Source organism: Rhizobium sp. BK529 (genome assembly GCF_014194105.1).
Lineage (GTDB): Bacteria > Pseudomonadota > Alphaproteobacteria > Rhizobiales > Rhizobiaceae > Rhizobium.
The window spans coordinates 216,086-233,248 of the sequence record NZ_JACIAU010000006.1; the positions used below are offsets into that span (position 1 = coordinate 216,086).

11 protein-coding genes are annotated in these 17,163 nt (G+C 59.4%); 6 read left to right on the forward strand and 5 right to left on the reverse strand.

The window, feature by feature from the left end; genetic code table 11:
- The first annotated feature begins 196 nt into the window (after positions 1-196).
- Positions 197-667: an Hsp20 family protein gene (locus FHX08_RS28540; RefSeq protein ID WP_132657029.1), complete on the forward strand. Its 471-nt coding sequence runs from the start codon at positions 197-199 to the stop codon at positions 665-667.
- Positions 668-739: 72 nt separating this feature from the next.
- Here FHX08_RS28540 and FHX08_RS28545 read toward each other — a convergent pair whose 3' ends face one another.
- Positions 740-1,744, reverse strand: coding sequence for a bile acid:sodium symporter family protein (locus tag FHX08_RS28545; protein ID WP_132657028.1), 1,005 nt, complete (start codon positions 1,742-1,744; stop codon positions 740-742).
- Positions 1,745-1,838: 94 nt separating this feature from the next.
- Between FHX08_RS28545 and FHX08_RS28550 the strand changes: the two genes are divergently transcribed.
- Positions 1,839-2,693 (forward strand): LysR family transcriptional regulator, encoded by an 855-nt coding sequence (locus tag FHX08_RS28550; protein WP_132657027.1) that lies wholly within the window; start codon positions 1,839-1,841, stop codon positions 2,691-2,693.
- A gap of 109 nt (positions 2,694-2,802) precedes the next feature.
- Here FHX08_RS28550 and FHX08_RS28555 read toward each other — a convergent pair whose 3' ends face one another.
- Positions 2,803-3,855, reverse strand: a complete 1,053-nt coding sequence (locus FHX08_RS28555) for a threonine aldolase family protein (RefSeq protein WP_132657026.1) — start codon at positions 3,853-3,855, stop codon at positions 2,803-2,805.
- A 548-nt stretch (positions 3,856-4,403) separates the two neighbouring features.
- Between FHX08_RS28555 and gltB the strand changes: the two genes are divergently transcribed.
- The 3 genes from gltB to FHX08_RS28570 all read left to right on the forward strand — a co-directional run bounded on the left by gltB (position 4,404) and on the right by FHX08_RS28570 (position 11,701).
- The gene (gene gltB / locus FHX08_RS28560; RefSeq protein WP_132657025.1) at positions 4,404-9,128 is read left to right on the forward strand and encodes a glutamate synthase large subunit; all 4,725 of its coding nucleotides are present in this window, start codon (positions 4,404-4,406) and stop codon (positions 9,126-9,128) included.
- Positions 9,129-9,352: 224 nt separating this feature from the next.
- A complete protein-coding gene (locus FHX08_RS28565; RefSeq protein WP_132657024.1) occupies positions 9,353-10,807 on the forward strand; it encodes a glutamate synthase subunit beta in 1,455 nt (484 codons plus the stop codon).
- A 252-nt stretch (positions 10,808-11,059) separates the two neighbouring features.
- Positions 11,060-11,701 (forward strand): hypothetical protein, encoded by a 642-nt coding sequence (locus FHX08_RS28570; protein ID WP_132657023.1) that lies wholly within the window; start codon positions 11,060-11,062, stop codon positions 11,699-11,701.
- Positions 11,702-11,844: 143 nt separating this feature from the next.
- Here FHX08_RS28570 and FHX08_RS28575 read toward each other — a convergent pair whose 3' ends face one another.
- Positions 11,845-13,056: an SGNH family hydrolase gene (locus FHX08_RS28575; protein WP_132657022.1), complete on the reverse strand. Its 1,212-nt coding sequence runs from the start codon at positions 13,054-13,056 to the stop codon at positions 11,845-11,847.
- Between the two features lie 191 nt (positions 13,057-13,247).
- Complete coding sequence (locus FHX08_RS28580; RefSeq protein ID WP_132657021.1) at positions 13,248-14,471, reverse strand: lytic murein transglycosylase; 1,224 nt, start codon at positions 14,469-14,471, stop codon at positions 13,248-13,250.
- 204 nt (positions 14,472-14,675) lie between these two features.
- Here FHX08_RS28580 and galU point away from each other — a divergent pair, with 204 nt between their 5' ends.
- A complete protein-coding gene (gene galU / locus FHX08_RS28585) occupies positions 14,676-15,563 on the forward strand; it encodes a UTP--glucose-1-phosphate uridylyltransferase GalU (RefSeq protein ID WP_132657020.1) in 888 nt (295 codons plus the stop codon).
- A gap of 6 nt (positions 15,564-15,569) precedes the next feature.
- On the opposite strand, the gene FHX08_RS28590 is transcribed toward galU, so the two are convergent.
- Entirely contained in the window at positions 15,570-17,111 is a 1,542-nt protein-coding gene (locus FHX08_RS28590; RefSeq protein WP_184328085.1) for an outer membrane beta-barrel protein, read from the reverse strand.
- Positions 17,112-17,163 lie beyond the last annotated feature (52 nt).

The window sequence follows — 17,163 nt, forward strand, 5'->3', positions numbered from 1 at the left end:
ACCTTCGCCGAACCTGCCGTTCATGCGGGGTTCACGCAAGAATTCCAACGATTTCAAGAGGGGCTTGAAGTCCCGGAAAGCCATCCCCATCTGAACTTTGCGGACGCCAGAAGGGTCCGCGCAACCGTCCTGAAGCTGCCAAGAATGGGGTTTTCAGGCATCTTATCGCAACACGTCGCTTCCCTAGGAGGACATTATGCGTCACGTAGACTTCTCTCCCCTTTATCGTTCCACCGTCGGCTTCGACCGTCTCTTTACGATGCTCGACAGCCTTTCCCAGCCGGACCAGGTTCCGACCTATCCGCCCTACAATATCGAGCGGACCGGTGAGAATACCTATCGCATCACCATGGCCGTTGCCGGCTTCGATGAGACCGAACTCGCGATCGAATCGCATGCTCACGCGCTCACCGTGAAGGGTGAAAAGCGCGAGGAAAATGCCGATGCCAGCGAGTACCTGTATCGCGGCATCGCCAAGCGCGCCTTCGAGCGCCGCTTCCAGCTTGCCGACCATGTCGAAGTAACCGCCGCTTCGCTGAAGAACGGCCTCCTTCACATCGACCTCCTGCGCAGCATCCCGGAGGCTCTGAAGCCCCGCAAGATCGCTATTGCCGCTGAGCCCGTTGAAGCTCCGAAGGCGATTGAGGCACAGGTCGTCAACAACTAATCCGCTTTCCTACGGATCAAATAGAACGGCGCCCGAAATGGCGCCGTTTTTGTTTGAGGTCGTTTTACTCGATCATGCCGGGCTTGCGGCTTCTTCGAGTTCTTTTTCCGTAGCGCGGCGGGCTGCGGCCGCGGCATATTTCTGGGCAATGACGGCGCAGACCATCAGCTGGATCTGGTGAAACAGCATCAGCGGCAGCACGATCGCGCCGATCGACTGGCCGGCAAAGATGACGTTTGCCATCGGGACGCCGCTTGCCAGGCTCTTTTTCGAGCCGCAGAAGGTGATGGTGATCTCGTCGGCCTTGTTGAAACCAAGCCAGCGGCTGCCATACATGGTGAGCACGAGAACGAGGGCCAGCAACAGCATGTCGGCAATGATGACCGCGGCGATATCGCCGATCGAGAAGGTGTGCCACAGTCCTTCGACGACAGCCGTCGAGAAAGCCAGGTAGACGACCATAAGGATTGAGCCGCGGTCGACTGGCATCAGGATTTTCTTTTTGGAGCGGATCCAGTCGCCGATCCAGGGCTGGAGGATCTGGCCGACGATGAAAGGCGCGAGAAGCTGGAGCAGAATCTGCTGAAGCGCATCGAAAGAAAAGCCGCCATGGCCGCCGACCGAGAAGAGCAGGCCGACGAGCAGCGGCGTCAGGAACATGCCGAAGATGTTGGAGGCCGAGGCTGAGCAGATTGCTGCCGGTACATTGCCGCCGGCCATTGACGTGAAGGCAATTGAAGACTGCACCGTCGATGGTAACACGCAGAGGAAGAGAATGCCGAGATAAAGCGGCTGCGGCAGGATCGAATCCGGAATGAGGCCCATGGCGAGGCCAAGGATCGGGAAGACGCCAAAGGTCGCCAGCAGGATCACCAGGTGCAGGCGCCAGTGCAGCAGGCCGGCGATGACGACATCACGCGAGAGGCGCGCGCCATGCAGGAAGAAGAGCAGTGCGATAGCGATATCGGTCGCTACGCCGAACCAGCTGGCAAAAGTGCCGCTTGCCGGGAAAATCGAGGCGAGGATGACGGTACAGACGAGCAGGATCGTGAATGTGTCAGGCAAAAAGCGGCGCATGGCAGTCTCGCTGGAATAAATGAATCATTGTTCTGTCGCTCATTATGATCCAGGATGCAAGGAATAACAGTTATCGTAAATCTGGATCACGACCATGCTGGATCTATCGCAGCTACGCAGTTTCGTAACCGTCGAGCAGATGGGAAGTTTCACGCTCGCCGCCGAGAGGCTGGGTCTCGGGCAGTCGACGGTCAGCCAGCACATCCAGAGGCTGGAAACTTCGCTCGGGCGCCGGCTGCTTGAGCGGGACACGCACAAGGTGGTGCTGACCGGAGATGGTGAGTCCCTGCTGTCGCATGCGCGCGCCATGTTGTCGATCGAGGGGCAGGTGCAGTCGCTGTTCAAAGGCGGCAGCTTGCGAGGACGGCTGCGGCTCGGTGTTTCCGAGGACTTTGTAACGAGCCAGTTGCCGGCGGTGTTGGAGGATTTCGTCCGTTCGCATCCTTCGGTCGATCTGGAACTGACGGTCGCTCTTTCTGGCGTGCTCTACGAAATGCAGGATGCGGGAGCGATCGACCTCGTGCTTGCCAAACGCAGGCTCGGCGATGAACACGGAAGGCTCGTCTATCGTGAGCCGCTGGTCTGGCTGGCACGTGACCCGGAGCACGTGCTTGCCTCCGATCTATTGCCGTTGATCGCCTTTCCGCCGCCGAGCGTTACGCGCGCCATCGCGCTGGAGGCGCTTGGTCGCCACGGTGTTGCCTGGCGCATAGTCTGCACCTGCGGCAGTTTGAGCGGGCTGACTGCTGCTGCCCGCGCCGGCATGGGGGTGCTGGTGCAGCCACGCAGCATGGCGCCATCGGGTCTGAAGGAAATCGCGCCGGGCCGATTGCCGGGGCTCGAGGATGTCGAATTCGTGCTGGTGCCGCGCAAGGGAGCCGACCAGGCGCTGGTGGCGGCCCTTTCGGAGGATATTTTGAAGAAGGTCAGGGGGCTGCGCTCGACCTGAGTGCAAAAATCCCGCCGTTCCGGCGGGATTTCGTTCGAAGAAACAGGCTTTGTTCCAAAAGAGACTGGAACGCACGTTCTCGTGCGCAGGCGTCCGGCGCTTTCGAAAATCAGACCGCCAGGCACTTCAGGAAGCCGTCAACATCGGCTTCCGTTGTGGCGAAGCTGCTGACCAGACGAATGAGCGTTTCGCCTTCCGAAACCAGATCCGGCATGCCGGCCGGGATTGGCCACTCGTAGAACTTCGCGCCCCTGTCCTCTGCTGTTTTCGCCGCGAACTTCGGAATGACAGCGAAGACTTCGTTCGAGGCTGTCGGCCAGGCGAGGCGGGCGGAATTGCTGGCACCGATACCGGCGCGCAGGCGGTCTGCCATACTGTTGGAATGGCGGGCGAGATCGAGCCAGAGGCCATTCTCGAAATAGGCCTCGAATTGGGCCGCGATAAAACGCGATTTGGAGAAGTGCTGGGCGGCACGCTTGCGGATGAAATGCATTTCCTCTGCCTGATCCGGACTGAAGAAGACGATCGCTTCTGCGCACCAGCAGCCATTCTTCGTACCGCCGAAGGAAAGGATGTCGACGCCGCGCTTCCAGGTCATTTCGGCAGGTGTTGCTTTCAGCGCGACGAGCGCATTGGCAAAGCGCGCACCATCCATGTGCAGGGGCAGCCCTCGTTTCTTCGCGATCGTGGAAATCTCGCCGATTTCCGGCAGGGAATAAACGGTACCGATTTCGGTCGATTGCGTGATGGTCACAGCGCTGGCGCGGCCATGGCGGAGGGCATCCTCAGGGAAGTGCGCGATCTTTGCGGAAAGCTTGGACGGATCGATCTTGCCGGCTTCACCGTCGACGGCCACGAGACGGGCCGAGCCGGAGAAGAATTCCGGTGCGCCGCATTCATCCTCGATCACATGGGCTTCCGAATGGCAGAAGGTGATCCCGCCGGGGCGCTGGACGCTCGCCAGCGCCAGGGAGTTAGCAGCGGTGCCGGTCGCAACAAAGAAGACCGAAACCTCGCACTCGAAGATTTCGGAAAAGCGGGTTTCCACTCGTCTGTCGAGATCACTGTTGCCGTAAGCGGCGGCAAAACCGTCGGATTCGGCGAGCAGACGTTCGGCAATGGATTTATGGGCGCCAGCCCAGTTATCGGAAGCAAAAATCATAGAGGAAACCATTGAAAATGATGGGGCGGGAGGTTCGGGAACGGACATTACGCCAAAGCTTCACAGGATCAAGGGAGGAAACCTAGATGCATCACAAAAATTGAACTGCGCAATCAATAAAACAAAATTATAAGGTGCAGGGTAATTTTATGTCGCCATTTTGGTCGATCTGGCAATCTTCAGTCGCAAATTGACATTTTTTTAAGAGGGCGCTCTTGCGGACTGAGATTGTTTCTGTCATTGAACTGATGAACTAGGACAGGGTTGCTGTCCTATTTTGGCCTTCTCGGCCGAAGAGGCGCCGAAAGCCCTAGCGCAGAGCGGCTTTCACGCTATAGTTCCTTCGAGTGCCGAGCCTTCACATGGCGGCGCGCGAAGGCGAATGGCAGGCGCGGAACGCGACGGTTTGCTTTCCTTGAAAAGCAGGCGTCAGCGACCGGATCTTCACAATGCAACAGCGCTGTCATGCGCCGCACCTATCTTTAAGGGTGCGGGGTGCGACCCAAAAGCCGCCCGCAGGCCCTGCGGGCTTCGACAGGAGGAAGACGATGACGAAGATGACGCCATCCACGGGTATTGACCAGTTCGCAGCAGCAAACGTGCGTGCAACGGCCAATACGCGTAAATTTGCCTCCGGCATGCCGAAAAAACAGGGGCTTTACGATCCGCGCAATGAACATGACGCCTGCGGCGTCGGTTTCGTCGCACATATGAAGGGTCAGAAGTCGCATCAGATCGTCAAGGACGGTCTCTTCATTCTCGAAAACCTGACGCATCGCGGTGCCGTCGGCGCCGATCCGCTGATGGGTGACGGTGCGGGCATTCTCGTGCAGATTCCCGACAGCTTCTTCCGAGAGGAAATGGCCAAGCAGGGCATTACCCTGCCGAAGGCTGGTGAATACGGTGTCGGCCATATCTTCATGCCGCGCGATGAAAAGCAGATCGAGCACTTCAAGAAGGTGATCAAGGACGTCATCACTGAAGAAGGCCAGGTTTTCCTCGGCTTCCGCGATGTGCCGGTCGATAATTCATCTCTGTCAAAGGCGCCGGCAATTGCCGCGACCGAGCCGCATCATGTGCAGATCTTCATCGGAGCCGGCAAAGATGCTGCGACGAATGACGAATTCGAGCGCCGGCTTTTCACAGTCCGCAAGGTGATCTCCAACCGCATCTATGATGAGTTCGACGGCGAGGAGAGCAACTTCTATCCGGTGTCGCTGTCCAGCACGACGGTCGTCTACAAGGGCATGTTCCTGGCTTATCAGGTCGGCGCCTATTATAAGGATTTGTCGGACCCGCGCTTCGAAAGCGCGGTCGCTCTCGTGCACCAGCGTTTCTCTACCAATACCTTCCCGTCCTGGAAGCTCGCGCACCCGTATCGCATGGTCGCCCATAACGGCGAAATCAACACGTTGCGGGGCAACGTCAACTGGATGGCGGCGCGTCAGGCTTCGGTTTCGTCTCCGCTCTTCGGCGAGGATATCTCCAAGCTCTGGCCGATTTCCTATGAAGGTCAGTCGGACACGGCCTGCTTCGACAACGCGCTCGAATTCCTTCTGCGCGGCGGCTATTCGCTCTCACATGCCGTTATGATGCTGATCCCCGAGGCATGGGCTGGCAACCAGTCCATGTCGCCGGAGCGCAAGGCATTCTACGAATATCATGCCGCTCTGATGGAGCCGTGGGACGGACCGGCTGCGGTCGCCTTCACCGACGGCAAGCAGATCGGTGCGACGCTCGACCGCAACGGCCTGCGTCCGGCCCGTTACCTTGTCACCAATGACGACCGCGTCATCCTTGCGTCGGAAGCCGGTACGCTGCCGGTCGCGGAAGAAAACATCATTCAGAAGTGGCGCCTGCAGCCGGGTAAGATGCTGCTGATCGACATGGAAGAAGGCCGCATCATCTCTGACGATGAAGTGAAGGCGCAGCTTGCCAACGCCCATCCCTATCGCAGCTGGCTGAACCGCACGCAGCTCATCCTCGAAGAGCTGAAGCCGGTCGAGCCGCGCGCGCTTCGCCGCGACGTTTCGCTGCTCGATCGCCAGCAGGCCTTCGGCTACACAACCGAAGACACCAAGATCCTGATGTCGCCGATGGCGACGACGGGCCAGGAAGCGATCGGCTCGATGGGCACCGATACGCCGATTTCGGCCATGTCCGAGAAGTCGAAGCTGCTTTATACCTATTTCAAGCAGAACTTCGCGCAGGTGACGAACCCGCCGATCGATCCGATCCGAGAAGAGCTCGTCATGAGCCTCGTCTCGTTCATCGGCCCGCGTCCCAATATCCTCGACCATGAAGGCATGGCGAACGCCAAGCGGCTCGAAGTGCGTCAGCCGATCCTGACCAATGGCGATCTCGAAAAGATCCGCTCGATCGGCCATACGGAAGACCGCTTCGACACCAAGACGCTCGACTTCACCTATGATGTGGAGCGTGGCGCCGAAGGCATGCCAGAAATGCTCGACCGTCTCTGCGAGCGCGCGGAAGCCGCGGTCAAGGGCGGCTATAACATCATCGTGCTGTCCGATCGCCAAATCGGGCCTGACCGCATCGCGATTCCTGCGCTGCTTGCAACCGCTGCCGTGCACCATCACCTGATCCGCAAGGGGCTACGCACCTCGGTCGGTCTCGTCGTCGAAACCGGCGAGCCGCGCGAAGTTCATCACTTCTGCCTGCTGGCTGGTTACGGCGCCGAAGCGATCAACCCCTATCTCGCCTTCGACACGTTGCTCGACATGCATGCCAAGGGCGAATTCCCGAAGGAGGTCGACGCCAACGAAGTCGTCTATCGCTATATCAAGGCTGTCGGTAAGGGCATTCTGAAGGTCATGTCCAAGATGGGCATTTCGACCTATCAGTCCTATTGCGGCGCGCAGATTTTCGATGCGATCGGCCTGCAGTCGGAATTCGTCGACAAGTATTTCTTCGGCACGGCGACGACCATCGAAGGTGTCGGTCTGGAAGAGATCGCCCGCGAGACGGTCGCTCGTCATAAATCAGCCTTCGGCCGCGACCCGATCCTCGCCAGCACGCTCGATATCGGCGGCGAATATGCCTACCGTATGCGTGGCGAAAGCCATGCCTGGACACCGGATGCCGTGGCTGCCCTGCAGCACGCGGTACGCGGCAATGCCGAGGATCGCTACCGCGAATTCGCAGATATGGTGAACACGTCGGCACTGCGCATGAACACGATCCGCGGCCTCTTCAAGATCAAGAGTGCTGACGCTCTCGGCCGCAAGCCTGTGCCGCTCGATAGCGTCGAGCCGGCGATCGATATCGTCAAGCGTTTCTCCACAGGCGCCATGTCCTTCGGTTCGATCAGCCGCGAGGCGCATACGACGCTGGCAATCGCCATGAACCGGATCGGCGGCAAGTCGAACACTGGCGAAGGCGGCGAGGAGAGCGACCGCTACATGCCGCTTCAGGATGGTTCGTCGAACCCTGAGCGTTCTGCCATCAAGCAGATCGCATCCGGCCGCTTCGGTGTGACGACGGAATATCTCGTCAATGCTGACGTGCTCCAGATCAAGGTCGCGCAGGGCGCCAAGCCCGGTGAAGGCGGTCAGCTGCCGGGCCATAAGGTCGATGCCGTTGTCGCCAAGACCCGTCACTCGACGCCGGGCGTCGGCCTGATTTCGCCGCCGCCGCACCATGACATCTATTCGATCGAAGATCTGGCGCAGCTGATCTACGACCTGAAGAACGTCAACCCGACCTCTGATGTTTCGGTCAAGCTCGTCTCGGAAGTCGGCGTCGGCACGGTTGCCGCCGGTGTTGCCAAGGCGCGCGCCGACCACATCACGGTTGCCGGTTTTGACGGCGGTACCGGCGCTTCGCCGCTCACCTCGTTGAAGCATGCGGGAAGTCCTTGGGAAATCGGCCTTGCCGAAACCCAGCAGACGCTGGTGTTGAACGGTCTGCGCTCGCGTGTCGCATTGCAGGTCGACGGTGGTCTGAAGACCGGCCGCGACGTCGTCATCGGCGCGCTGCTCGGTGCAGACGAGTTCGGCTTCGCAACGGCTCCGCTGATTGCTGCCGGCTGCGTGATGATGCGCAAGTGCCACCTCAATACCTGTCCGGTCGGTGTTGCGACGCAGGATCCGGTGCTGCGCAAGCGTTTCAAGGGCACGCCCGAGCACGTCATCAATTACTTCTTCTTCGTCGCCAACGAAGTGCGCGAGATTCTCGCCTCCCTCGGCTTCACCAGGCTCGATGACATCATTGGTGCTTCGGAACTGCTGGAGAAGGATGAGATGCTGGCGCACTGGAAAGCCAAGGGGCTCGACTTCGCAAAGATCTTCCACAAGGTCGATGCACCGAAGGAAGAGACCTACTGGACGACGCGCCAGAAGCACCCGATCGACGACATTCTCGACCGCAAGATGATTGCAGCTGCCGAACCGGCCCTGGCGTCGAAGACGCCCGTTGCCTTCGAGGTTGATATCAAGAACGTCGACCGCTCCGCCGGTGCCATGCTGTCCGGCGAAGTGGCCAAGCGCTACAACCATCGCGGCCTGAAGGAAGACACGATCAACGTCACCCTGAAAGGTACGGCCGGCCAGAGCTTCGGCGCGTTCCTGGCCCGTGGCGTCACCTTCAACCTGATTGGCGACGGCAACGACTATGTCGGCAAGGGTCTTTCCGGCGGCAAGATCATTATCCGTCCGCCGGAGAACTCGAAGATCGTTGCTGAGAACTCGATCATCGTCGGCAATACGGTGCTCTACGGTGCGACCGAAGGCGAGTGCTATTTCCGCGGTGTTGCGGGCGAGCGCTTCGCGGTTCGCAACTCCGGCGCCATCGCCGTTGTCGAAGGCGTGGGCGACCATGGCTGCGAATATATGACGGGCGGCGTGGTTGTTGTGCTTGGCGGAACGGGTCGCAACTTTGCGGCCGGTATGTCCGGCGGCGTGGCCTATGTTCTCGACGAGGCTGGTGATTTCGCCAGCCGCTGCAACATGGCCATGGTCGAGCTCGAGCCGGTGCCGGAAGAAGACGACATGCTGGAGAAGCTGCATCATCACGGCGGCGACCTCATGCACAAGGGACGCGTCGACGTCTCCGGTGACATGACGCGCCACGACGAGGAGCGCCTCTACCAGCTGATCTCCAACCACTTGCACTACACGGGCTCTACCCGTGCCAAGGAGATCCTTGAGCACTGGGCCGATTATCGCCCGAAATTCCGCAAGGTCATGCCGGTCGAATATCGCCGTGCGCTTGAGGAAATGGAGCGCAGCCGGATGGGCATCGCTGCCGAGTAATTGCACCGAACAATCCGCCACGCCTCAACAGCGCGTGGCGGATGACTGAAATATCTCAATGACTCAGCGACGATCAGCAGCAAGCTTGGAGCTTGCGCCAGCGCGCGGATGGAAATCAGGGATATGTTCGAATGACGGTCAAAACAAACAACCTGCCTCCACGATCGAGGCTGAGCAGACAACTGGCCGCGGGCGAGGCGGTCATGAGGGTAAGGGACGAAAATATGGGTAAGGTAACAGGTTTCCTGGAAATCGATCGGCAGGTGGCGAAGTATCAGCCGGCGTCGGATCGCATCCGGCATTTCCGCGAATTCACAATCCCGATGTCGGACCCGGAAGTGCAGAAGCAGGCGGCTCGCTGCATGGACTGTGGCATCCCCTATTGCCATGGGCCGACCGGCTGCCCGGTGCATAACCAGATTCCCGACTGGAACGACCTCGTCTACAACAACAACTGGGAAGCGGCGATTCAGAACCTGCATTCGACCAACAACTTCCCGGAATTCACCGGCCGCGTCTGCCCGGCTCCCTGTGAGGAGGCCTGCACGCTGAACCTCGAAGATGCACCGGTCGCCATCAAGACGGTCGAGCAGGCGATTGCCGATAAAGCTTACGAGCTGGGCTTCATCCGCCCGCAGCCGGCGACGATCCATACCGGCAAGAAGGTTGCGATCATCGGCTCTGGTCCCGCTGGCATGGCGGCCGCTCAGCAGCTCGGCCGCGCTGGCCACGATGTGCATGTCTACGAGCGCGAAACGAAGCCGGGTGGTCTGCTGCGCTATGGCATTCCGGACTTCAAGATGGAGAAGAACTTCATCGACCGTCGCGTCGAGCAGATGAAGGGTGAAGGCGTGACCTTCCATTGCGGCGTCAATGTCGGCGTCGACGTCAAGGTCGAGCAGCTTCTGGCCGACTATGATGCGGTGCTTTACTGCGGTGGTTCGGAGACGCCGCGCGAAGCCGGTATCCCGGGCACCGGTCTCGCCGGTGTTCATGACGCGATGCCCTACCTCGTGCAGCAGAACAAGCGTGTCGGCCGAGAGAATATCGACAGCACCGGCTGGCCGTCGGATCCGATCCTTGCGGGCGCCAAGCACATCGTGGTCGTCGGTGGCGGTGATACGGCGTCGGACTGCGTCGGCACGGCCTTCCGCCAGGGCGCCGTCAAGGTGACGCAGCTCGACATTCGTCCGCAGCCGCCGGAAAAGGAAGACAAGCTCGCCGTCTGGCCGTTCTGGGCAACGAAGATGCGTACCTCCTCCTCTCAGGCCGAAGGCGCGGTTCGCGAATTCCAGGTTGCGACGCTCGAATTCATCGGCGAAGACGGCGTGCTCACCGGTGTGAAGTGTTGCGAAGTCGATGAACGCCGTCGCCCAGTTCCGGGAACGGAATTCGTCATCAAGGCCGATCTTGCCTTCATCGCCATCGGTTTCAGCGGCCCGTTCAACGACAGCGTGCTGAAGGAACTTGAGGGCAAGCTGACGCTCAATGTCGACAAGCGCGGCTCGACCAACGTTGTCGCCAACGATCGCGATTACAAGACCTCGGTCGACAAGCTCTGGACGGCAGGCGACGTACGCCGCGGCCAGTCTCTGGTCGTCTGGGCAATTCGCGAAGGCCGTCAGGCTGCTCGCGCCATCGACGAGGCGCTGATGGGCTCGACGGTTCTACCGCGCTGATCTACTTGAATAATTAACCAGACGTTGAACTCCGCCGTATTCCGGCGGAGTTTTTCGTGGTGCGACCGCTTGACGCGTCTGTGCTTGAGGCAAGCCTCATGCAATTCCCGAACGGCAGCCTCCTTGTGTATGCAGGCCCAACCGGCCTGTGGCGATTGGCCGGACATGCCCCGCCGTTCAGTCGTAAGGCGTTTCACCGTTGGCCGCGGCGCAAGGGACATGGCCGCTGCGGACTATCGCAAAGGACAAACTATGGTTTCCGCAATCGACAGTACGCGGCTGATATCAGCCCAATATGCCCTGAAGAACCTTCGCGGCTCTGATGACGACAGCAGTCAGAGTGCCGGCGATTCCTCCAGCGCTGCCAGTATTCTCAGCAGCTACGGTCTGGATCCGGACACGTCGTCACTGCTTTCCAACAATGCGCTTGCAAGCCTGCTCGATACGCTTTCGGCGCAGAACGACCAGACCGACGAGGCGACCGACACATCGGGCGACAATCCTGATGTGACGAGTTCTTCCTTCATGGCCATGCTGAAGAAGCAGCTTGAAGAGGCGGCCCAGCAGGAAGGGACGAATGGCACGGCGCATGACATGCTGGCCGCTCTCGAGAACGGCACGCTGACGATCTCCGATCCGACGCAAGGTGTTTCCATCACCGCCTGGGATGTCGACAACCCTGGTGAAGCCGATACCGACAGCAAGCCGGGCACCGATATCGAGGCCAGCGGCTGGAGCGATTTCCTCAACGCCCATCTGAAGCGCGGCGATGATGCGTCGTTCATCAAGCAGGGCGATCGTTATGTGGATCAGGTCGATAACAGCAATGCCTATTTCGGCCAGATCGGCGCCGACTTCTATTACCTGACCTGGCCACAGACGACAGCTAAGTAGGCCTGAAACCAGGCAGGACCACACGACAACATCGGCCCGAAAAAACCGGAATCGGTTTTTGCGAAGCGTGGTGCGTAGATGGAAGGAGGGGAGAGCGCCCTCTATGCGTCCGGTTGGATGCGCGGCGCTCTAGCCGGCCTTTCTCATTTCACGGAAACATCAGCTGTCGTCTTGAGCATCGGCATACGGTAGTCGTCGATGCGGCCCGCCGGTGCCGGTGCCATCTCCCCTCGTTCCACCAACAGATCACGTGGTGATTTCGTCAGTGTGGCGGGCGAGGTTGTATTCGCCCCAAGCAATTCCGCTCCGCCATCGAGATTGGGATCGGAGAGGCTGATCGGCTGCGTATGCTCCACCGGATTGGCGGGCAGCGTCAGTGCCGGCAGGTTGCCGGAGTCGAGGCGCACGAGATCGGGGCTTGCCTGAGTGCCGAGAATGCGGCGCGCCGGCTTTTCGACATAGAAGGCGAGTTTGCGGCGGCCGGCCTGCGTCAGATTGATGCCGTCAGTCGTGCGCAGGCGCACCTGCTGGCCGTTTATATCAGAGCCCGTGACGATGAACTTACCGTTCTCATCCACAAAGCCGTCCCAGATATCGACGAATTCGCCGCCAATGCTCTCCGTCTGGTTGCGATAGAGCTGGTTCATCTGCACGGCATCCGCCGTCATCGAATCGGGCTCGAAGGCGGGAAGCCCAACCCAAAGCAACGGAATCTTGCGGTTCGTGACCTCCTTGCCGAAGGCGAGCACGCGGCGCTGATATTCGGTAAACCAGCCGTCGGTGCGGAATTTTTCCTTGCCGGCATCAGTCACCATCTGCTGGCGATCGTTGGCGCCGATCATGACGACGACCATTGCCGGCTTCAACTCGTCGATCATTTTCGGCAGTTCGCCGGGCCAGTTGTAGTAATCGTCGCGTACGAGGCCGGAAGACACGTTGCTGCGGGCTTCGACCACAACACCGGGGGAGGTTTCGAAGGCGGCGGTGAGGCCGTCACCCAGGCCACCGGCGAGAAAGTCGCCGACAACAAGGATTTTCTGGGCGCTATCCAGTTTTTGAACGACGGGCTCAGCAGGTGCCACGGGCATGGTGCGCGTCGGGGTGATAGCCTTCTGCGCTACCGGTGGGCGTCGGCGCGGTTGCTGCCGTCTCGGCTGGTCTCTCATTTCCGGCTGCGGCTCTTCGTCGATGTAACGACGTCCGAGAAGGAAATCGAGGATGGAGCGGCGCTGATAACGAAGCTCCTGCGCCTCGGCATAATGCGCCGGTACCATCGGACCAAGGCAAAGGCTAAGCGTGGCTGCGGCGAGTGTGAGCCTGCGAATCCATTGGGTTCGGTCAATTTTCTTCGTCATAGGGCAGTTCCGCATCCGCCGGGCATCTTGCATAGGCGGCGGCTTTCCGTCCACTCCACATCATTATCTAGATCACGCTTTTCCCGCTTCTACAGTATCCGGCAGAAAATCGGAATCGATTTTCGGAAGACCTGATACGTAGATTCAAAGAGTTAGAGCATCCTTGTGCGTGCGATGGGACGCAGGGCCCTCTAGCGCCGCAGCGCGTGGAGGAGCGAAAGCGATGGCTCACCATCCGGCTGCAGGCCGAAACGCTCTTGCACTGCGGCGATTGCGGCCTTTGAGCCGGACCCGAAATTGCCGTCGACATCGCCGCTATAATAGCCGAGCGTCTTCAGACGTGTCTGCAGCTCGAACTTCTCGGTGATGTCGAGCGCGCCTTCTGGACGTGGCCACCGCTGTTGCATGCCGCCGTAGCCTGAAATCTGGTCAGCAAGCAGGCCGACGGCGAGCGCATAGCTGTCGGAGGCATTGTAGTTCTTGATGGTGAAGAAGTTGCCCGTCATCAGGAAGCCCGGGCCATCCGTGCCGGCCGGCATCTTCAGCATGGCGCGCGTGTCGCCATCCTTGAAAGGCTTGCCGCTCGGACGTTTCAGACCAAGCGCTGCCCACTGCGCAAGCGTATACGTCTTGCCCACCTGCTTTGCCGCAGATGCCGGGACCACGACCTCATAGCCCCAGGTCTTGCCCGTGTCCCAACCATTCTTCATCAGAAGATTGGCAGAGGTCGCCAGTGCATCGGGCACAGAATTCCAAATATCGCGATGGCCGTTACCATCCGCATCGACCGCATAGAGAAGATAGCTGGTCGGAATGAACTGGGTGTGGCCCATGGCACCAGCCCAGGAGCCGGTTAAATCCTTGGCGGGCACGTCGCCGCTCTGCAGGATCTTCAAAGCTGCAATCAATTGCTTCTTGGCGTATTTGGCGCGTTTGGGATCGGCATAGGCAAGCGTTGCGAGTGCGCGCGGAACGTAGTGAAGGCGCTCATCTTTAGCGAGTACTGCGCCGTAGTTTGATTCCATCGACCAGATGGCGAGCAGAATCGACTTGTCTACGCCGAAATGACGCTGAATGGCGTCGAGCGTCTTGGCGTGCTTGATGGCCATTTTGCGGCCGATTTCCACAGTGTAGGGGTTGACGCGGGAATCCACGTAATCCCATATTTTCGACGTGAATTCAGGCTGATAGGTTGCCTTTTCGAGTACGGTCGGATCGGGTTCGGTTACCCCAGAAAAGGCTTTCTGGTAGGTTGCCTTACTGATGCCACTCTGTGCGGCAGTCTGGTAGAAGTCCGCGATCCAGTTCTGGAACCGGGCATCCGCATTTGCGTTATTGGGGGCCAATCCAGCCGCGGTGGCGACAACGATGGCGAGAGCAAGACCACGAAGGGAGTTTGTGTATTTCTGGGTCATCGGCAGTCGTATCCGTCATCTTCAGTTTTAGCCTGGGCGGTACGTCATGTCCGTCCTACGCCGAAATTACAGGAACGGAGTCAACAAATTCTTTACCATGGACGGCCGGTCCAGTCACCATTTGCAAAACCGTAGCAATTCTATACTAGTTCAAATCGATGTAGCGTTTCATTAAAAACGGTATAGTCAAAACAGGAGGTCGGTGTGACTCTGAATAAGAAAGTACGCAAGGCAGTATTTCCGGTCGCAGGTCTGGGAACGCGGTTTCTTCCTGCTACAAAAGCGGTCCCGAAGGAAATGCTGACTGTCGTCGACAAACCAATCATTCAGTATGTCGTCGACGAAGCACTTGAAGCAGGCATTGAACACCTCGTTTTTGTTACTGGTCGCAATAAGCATGTCATCGAAGATTACTTCGATATTCATTTCGAACTTGAGCAGACGCTCAAGGAGCGCGCCAAGAAGGCGGAAATCACCCTGCTGCAGCAACAGCTTCCCAAGGCAGGCACGGTGAGCTTCACCCGTCAGCAGGAGCCGCTCGGCCTCGGCCACGCCGTATGGTGCGCCCGCGAGATTGTCGGCGACGAGCCTTTCGCACTGCTTCTGCCCGACATGATCATGAAGGATCAGAAGGGCTGCATGAAGGGTATGATCGATCTTTACGAACACAGTGGCGGCAACATCGTCGCCGTTGAGGAATGCGCTCCCGATCAGGCACATAAATACGGTATCGTCGGCGTTGGCGAAGCCATCGGCGAAGGCTTCCGCATCACCGGCATGGTCGAAAAGCCAGCCAAGGGCACAGCTCCTTCCAACTTCTTCATCAATGGCCGTTACATCCTGCAGCCGGAGATCTTCAAAATCCTGGAAACCCAGGAGCGGGGCGCCGGCAACGAGATCCAGCTCACCGACGGCATGCTGAAGCTGCTCAAGGAGCAGAATTTCGCAGGCTACCACTTCAAGGGTGAGACTTACGACTGTGGCGCCAAGGATGGTTTCATCCTGGCCAACGTTGCCTTCGCCCTTGAGCGTGCGGATATCCGTCCGAGCGTCGAAGGCGGCTTCAAGAACCTGCTCGCTCGCCTGACGTAAGGTTTCTCAGCGCTTCAATTTGAGACCGACGCCGGCTCGCCATTGCTGCGAGTCGTCGCCTTCCTCACGGCTTGTCAGCTCGTAGCCAAGCGTGCTGGTGAAGTCGAGGTAGCGATTGATGTTCCAAGTGAGACCAGTCGAGGCGGTGTAAACCGTCTCGTCGCTTATTGTGCTGCCGCTCGGATAGTTCCGCAGCGTTACGCCGCCGATGACTGTCGTTACCAGATTGTCGCGCAGTTGGTGATCGACGGTCGTCGTCAGCTGATGCGAGACATAACCGCTTTCTCCGGCCGCAGTCGACGGCTGGATGCTGGTTTGAAGATCGAGATTGACATTCGTTCCACGGATCGGCGACCAGAGCAAGCTGGCATCGACTGTTGCCGTATCGATCGATTGCAGGCGGCTGTCATCGAATTCGGCCGTTGCATAACCGACAGCAACCTCGCCCCTGAGCTTTTCGCCCATATCGACCTGCACGCCGCCCTTGGCGCCGTAGCTATCTCCGGAACGCTGGTATCCAGCAGAATCGGTGCGTTCATCGTAATTGGTTTTGCCGACTGACGCTTCGATGAACGGAATGAGTGCCGGGGAGAGTTCATAGCCGATGCGGCCGCGCACCGTGCCTGTCGTCTGGTTGCGATCGCTCATAGAGACTGTCGTGCCGTTCGAGAGCTTGGCGTCGGAATAGATCGAGCGCGAGACTGCAACGGCGGCCGTTCCGCGCAAGATGCCGAAGTCGTGCTCGATAGAAGCGCCGCCAGTAAACTCCTGCACGTCGGATTGCTGATCGGCATTGGTGATCGCATCCGGATCATCCGTATCCTCGCGATAGAAATTATAGCCGCCGATGATGTGGCCGACGGTGTCGCGCGTCAGATCCAGCCGCAGATCGCCATCGATCTTGAAGGAGGGCTGTTCTTCACCCTCGCCGCTAATGTTCTTCTGCCAGGCGCCCTCCGAGGTGACGGTCAACTGATGCCGGCTCCAGTCGGAGGTCAGCGTCGCACCCATGTCGGTTTCGAGGAAGCCGCGGCTCTTTTTCGTGCCGCCGTCCTTCGTGATCTCTCTGTTGATGGTCTGAGTGACACTCGGACGCAGGACAAAGCTGCCGAGGGGGATACCGGGCGTCTGCTCCGTCGAGACGCTTTCCAGCATCTTGCGCGCCGGCGTTTCGTCCAGGCGCGGTTCGCGGGTGTTCAGCCTGCGCATGTCCTCGTCGAGGATCGAACCGGTAATCTCGTCGTCGGGCTGTGGCGTTGGAGTAGGGGAAGCCGCGATGTCTGCATCCCGACTCCCGGCAGCGGCGTTGGCGATTGGGGGCGTGGCATCACCTGTGTCACCGACATCAGCCGAGTCGTTGGCGCCGGCGACTTGCGCAGCGGCGACGGCGGTTGTGCGGGAATTCGTCGTGCCTGCCGATTGCTGCTGCGATGTGACCTGCTGAGCGAAAGCAGCGGGCGCGATCAGCAGGCCGATTGCCGCAACGGAAACGGCACGGCTCTTGGCGCGGAGCGGCGTCACACTGCTCGTCTGTTGTCCCTGGCCCATTCAATCCGCGCCTGAAATGCTTCGAAGTCTTACCCAAGGGTAAAGCCTTGTG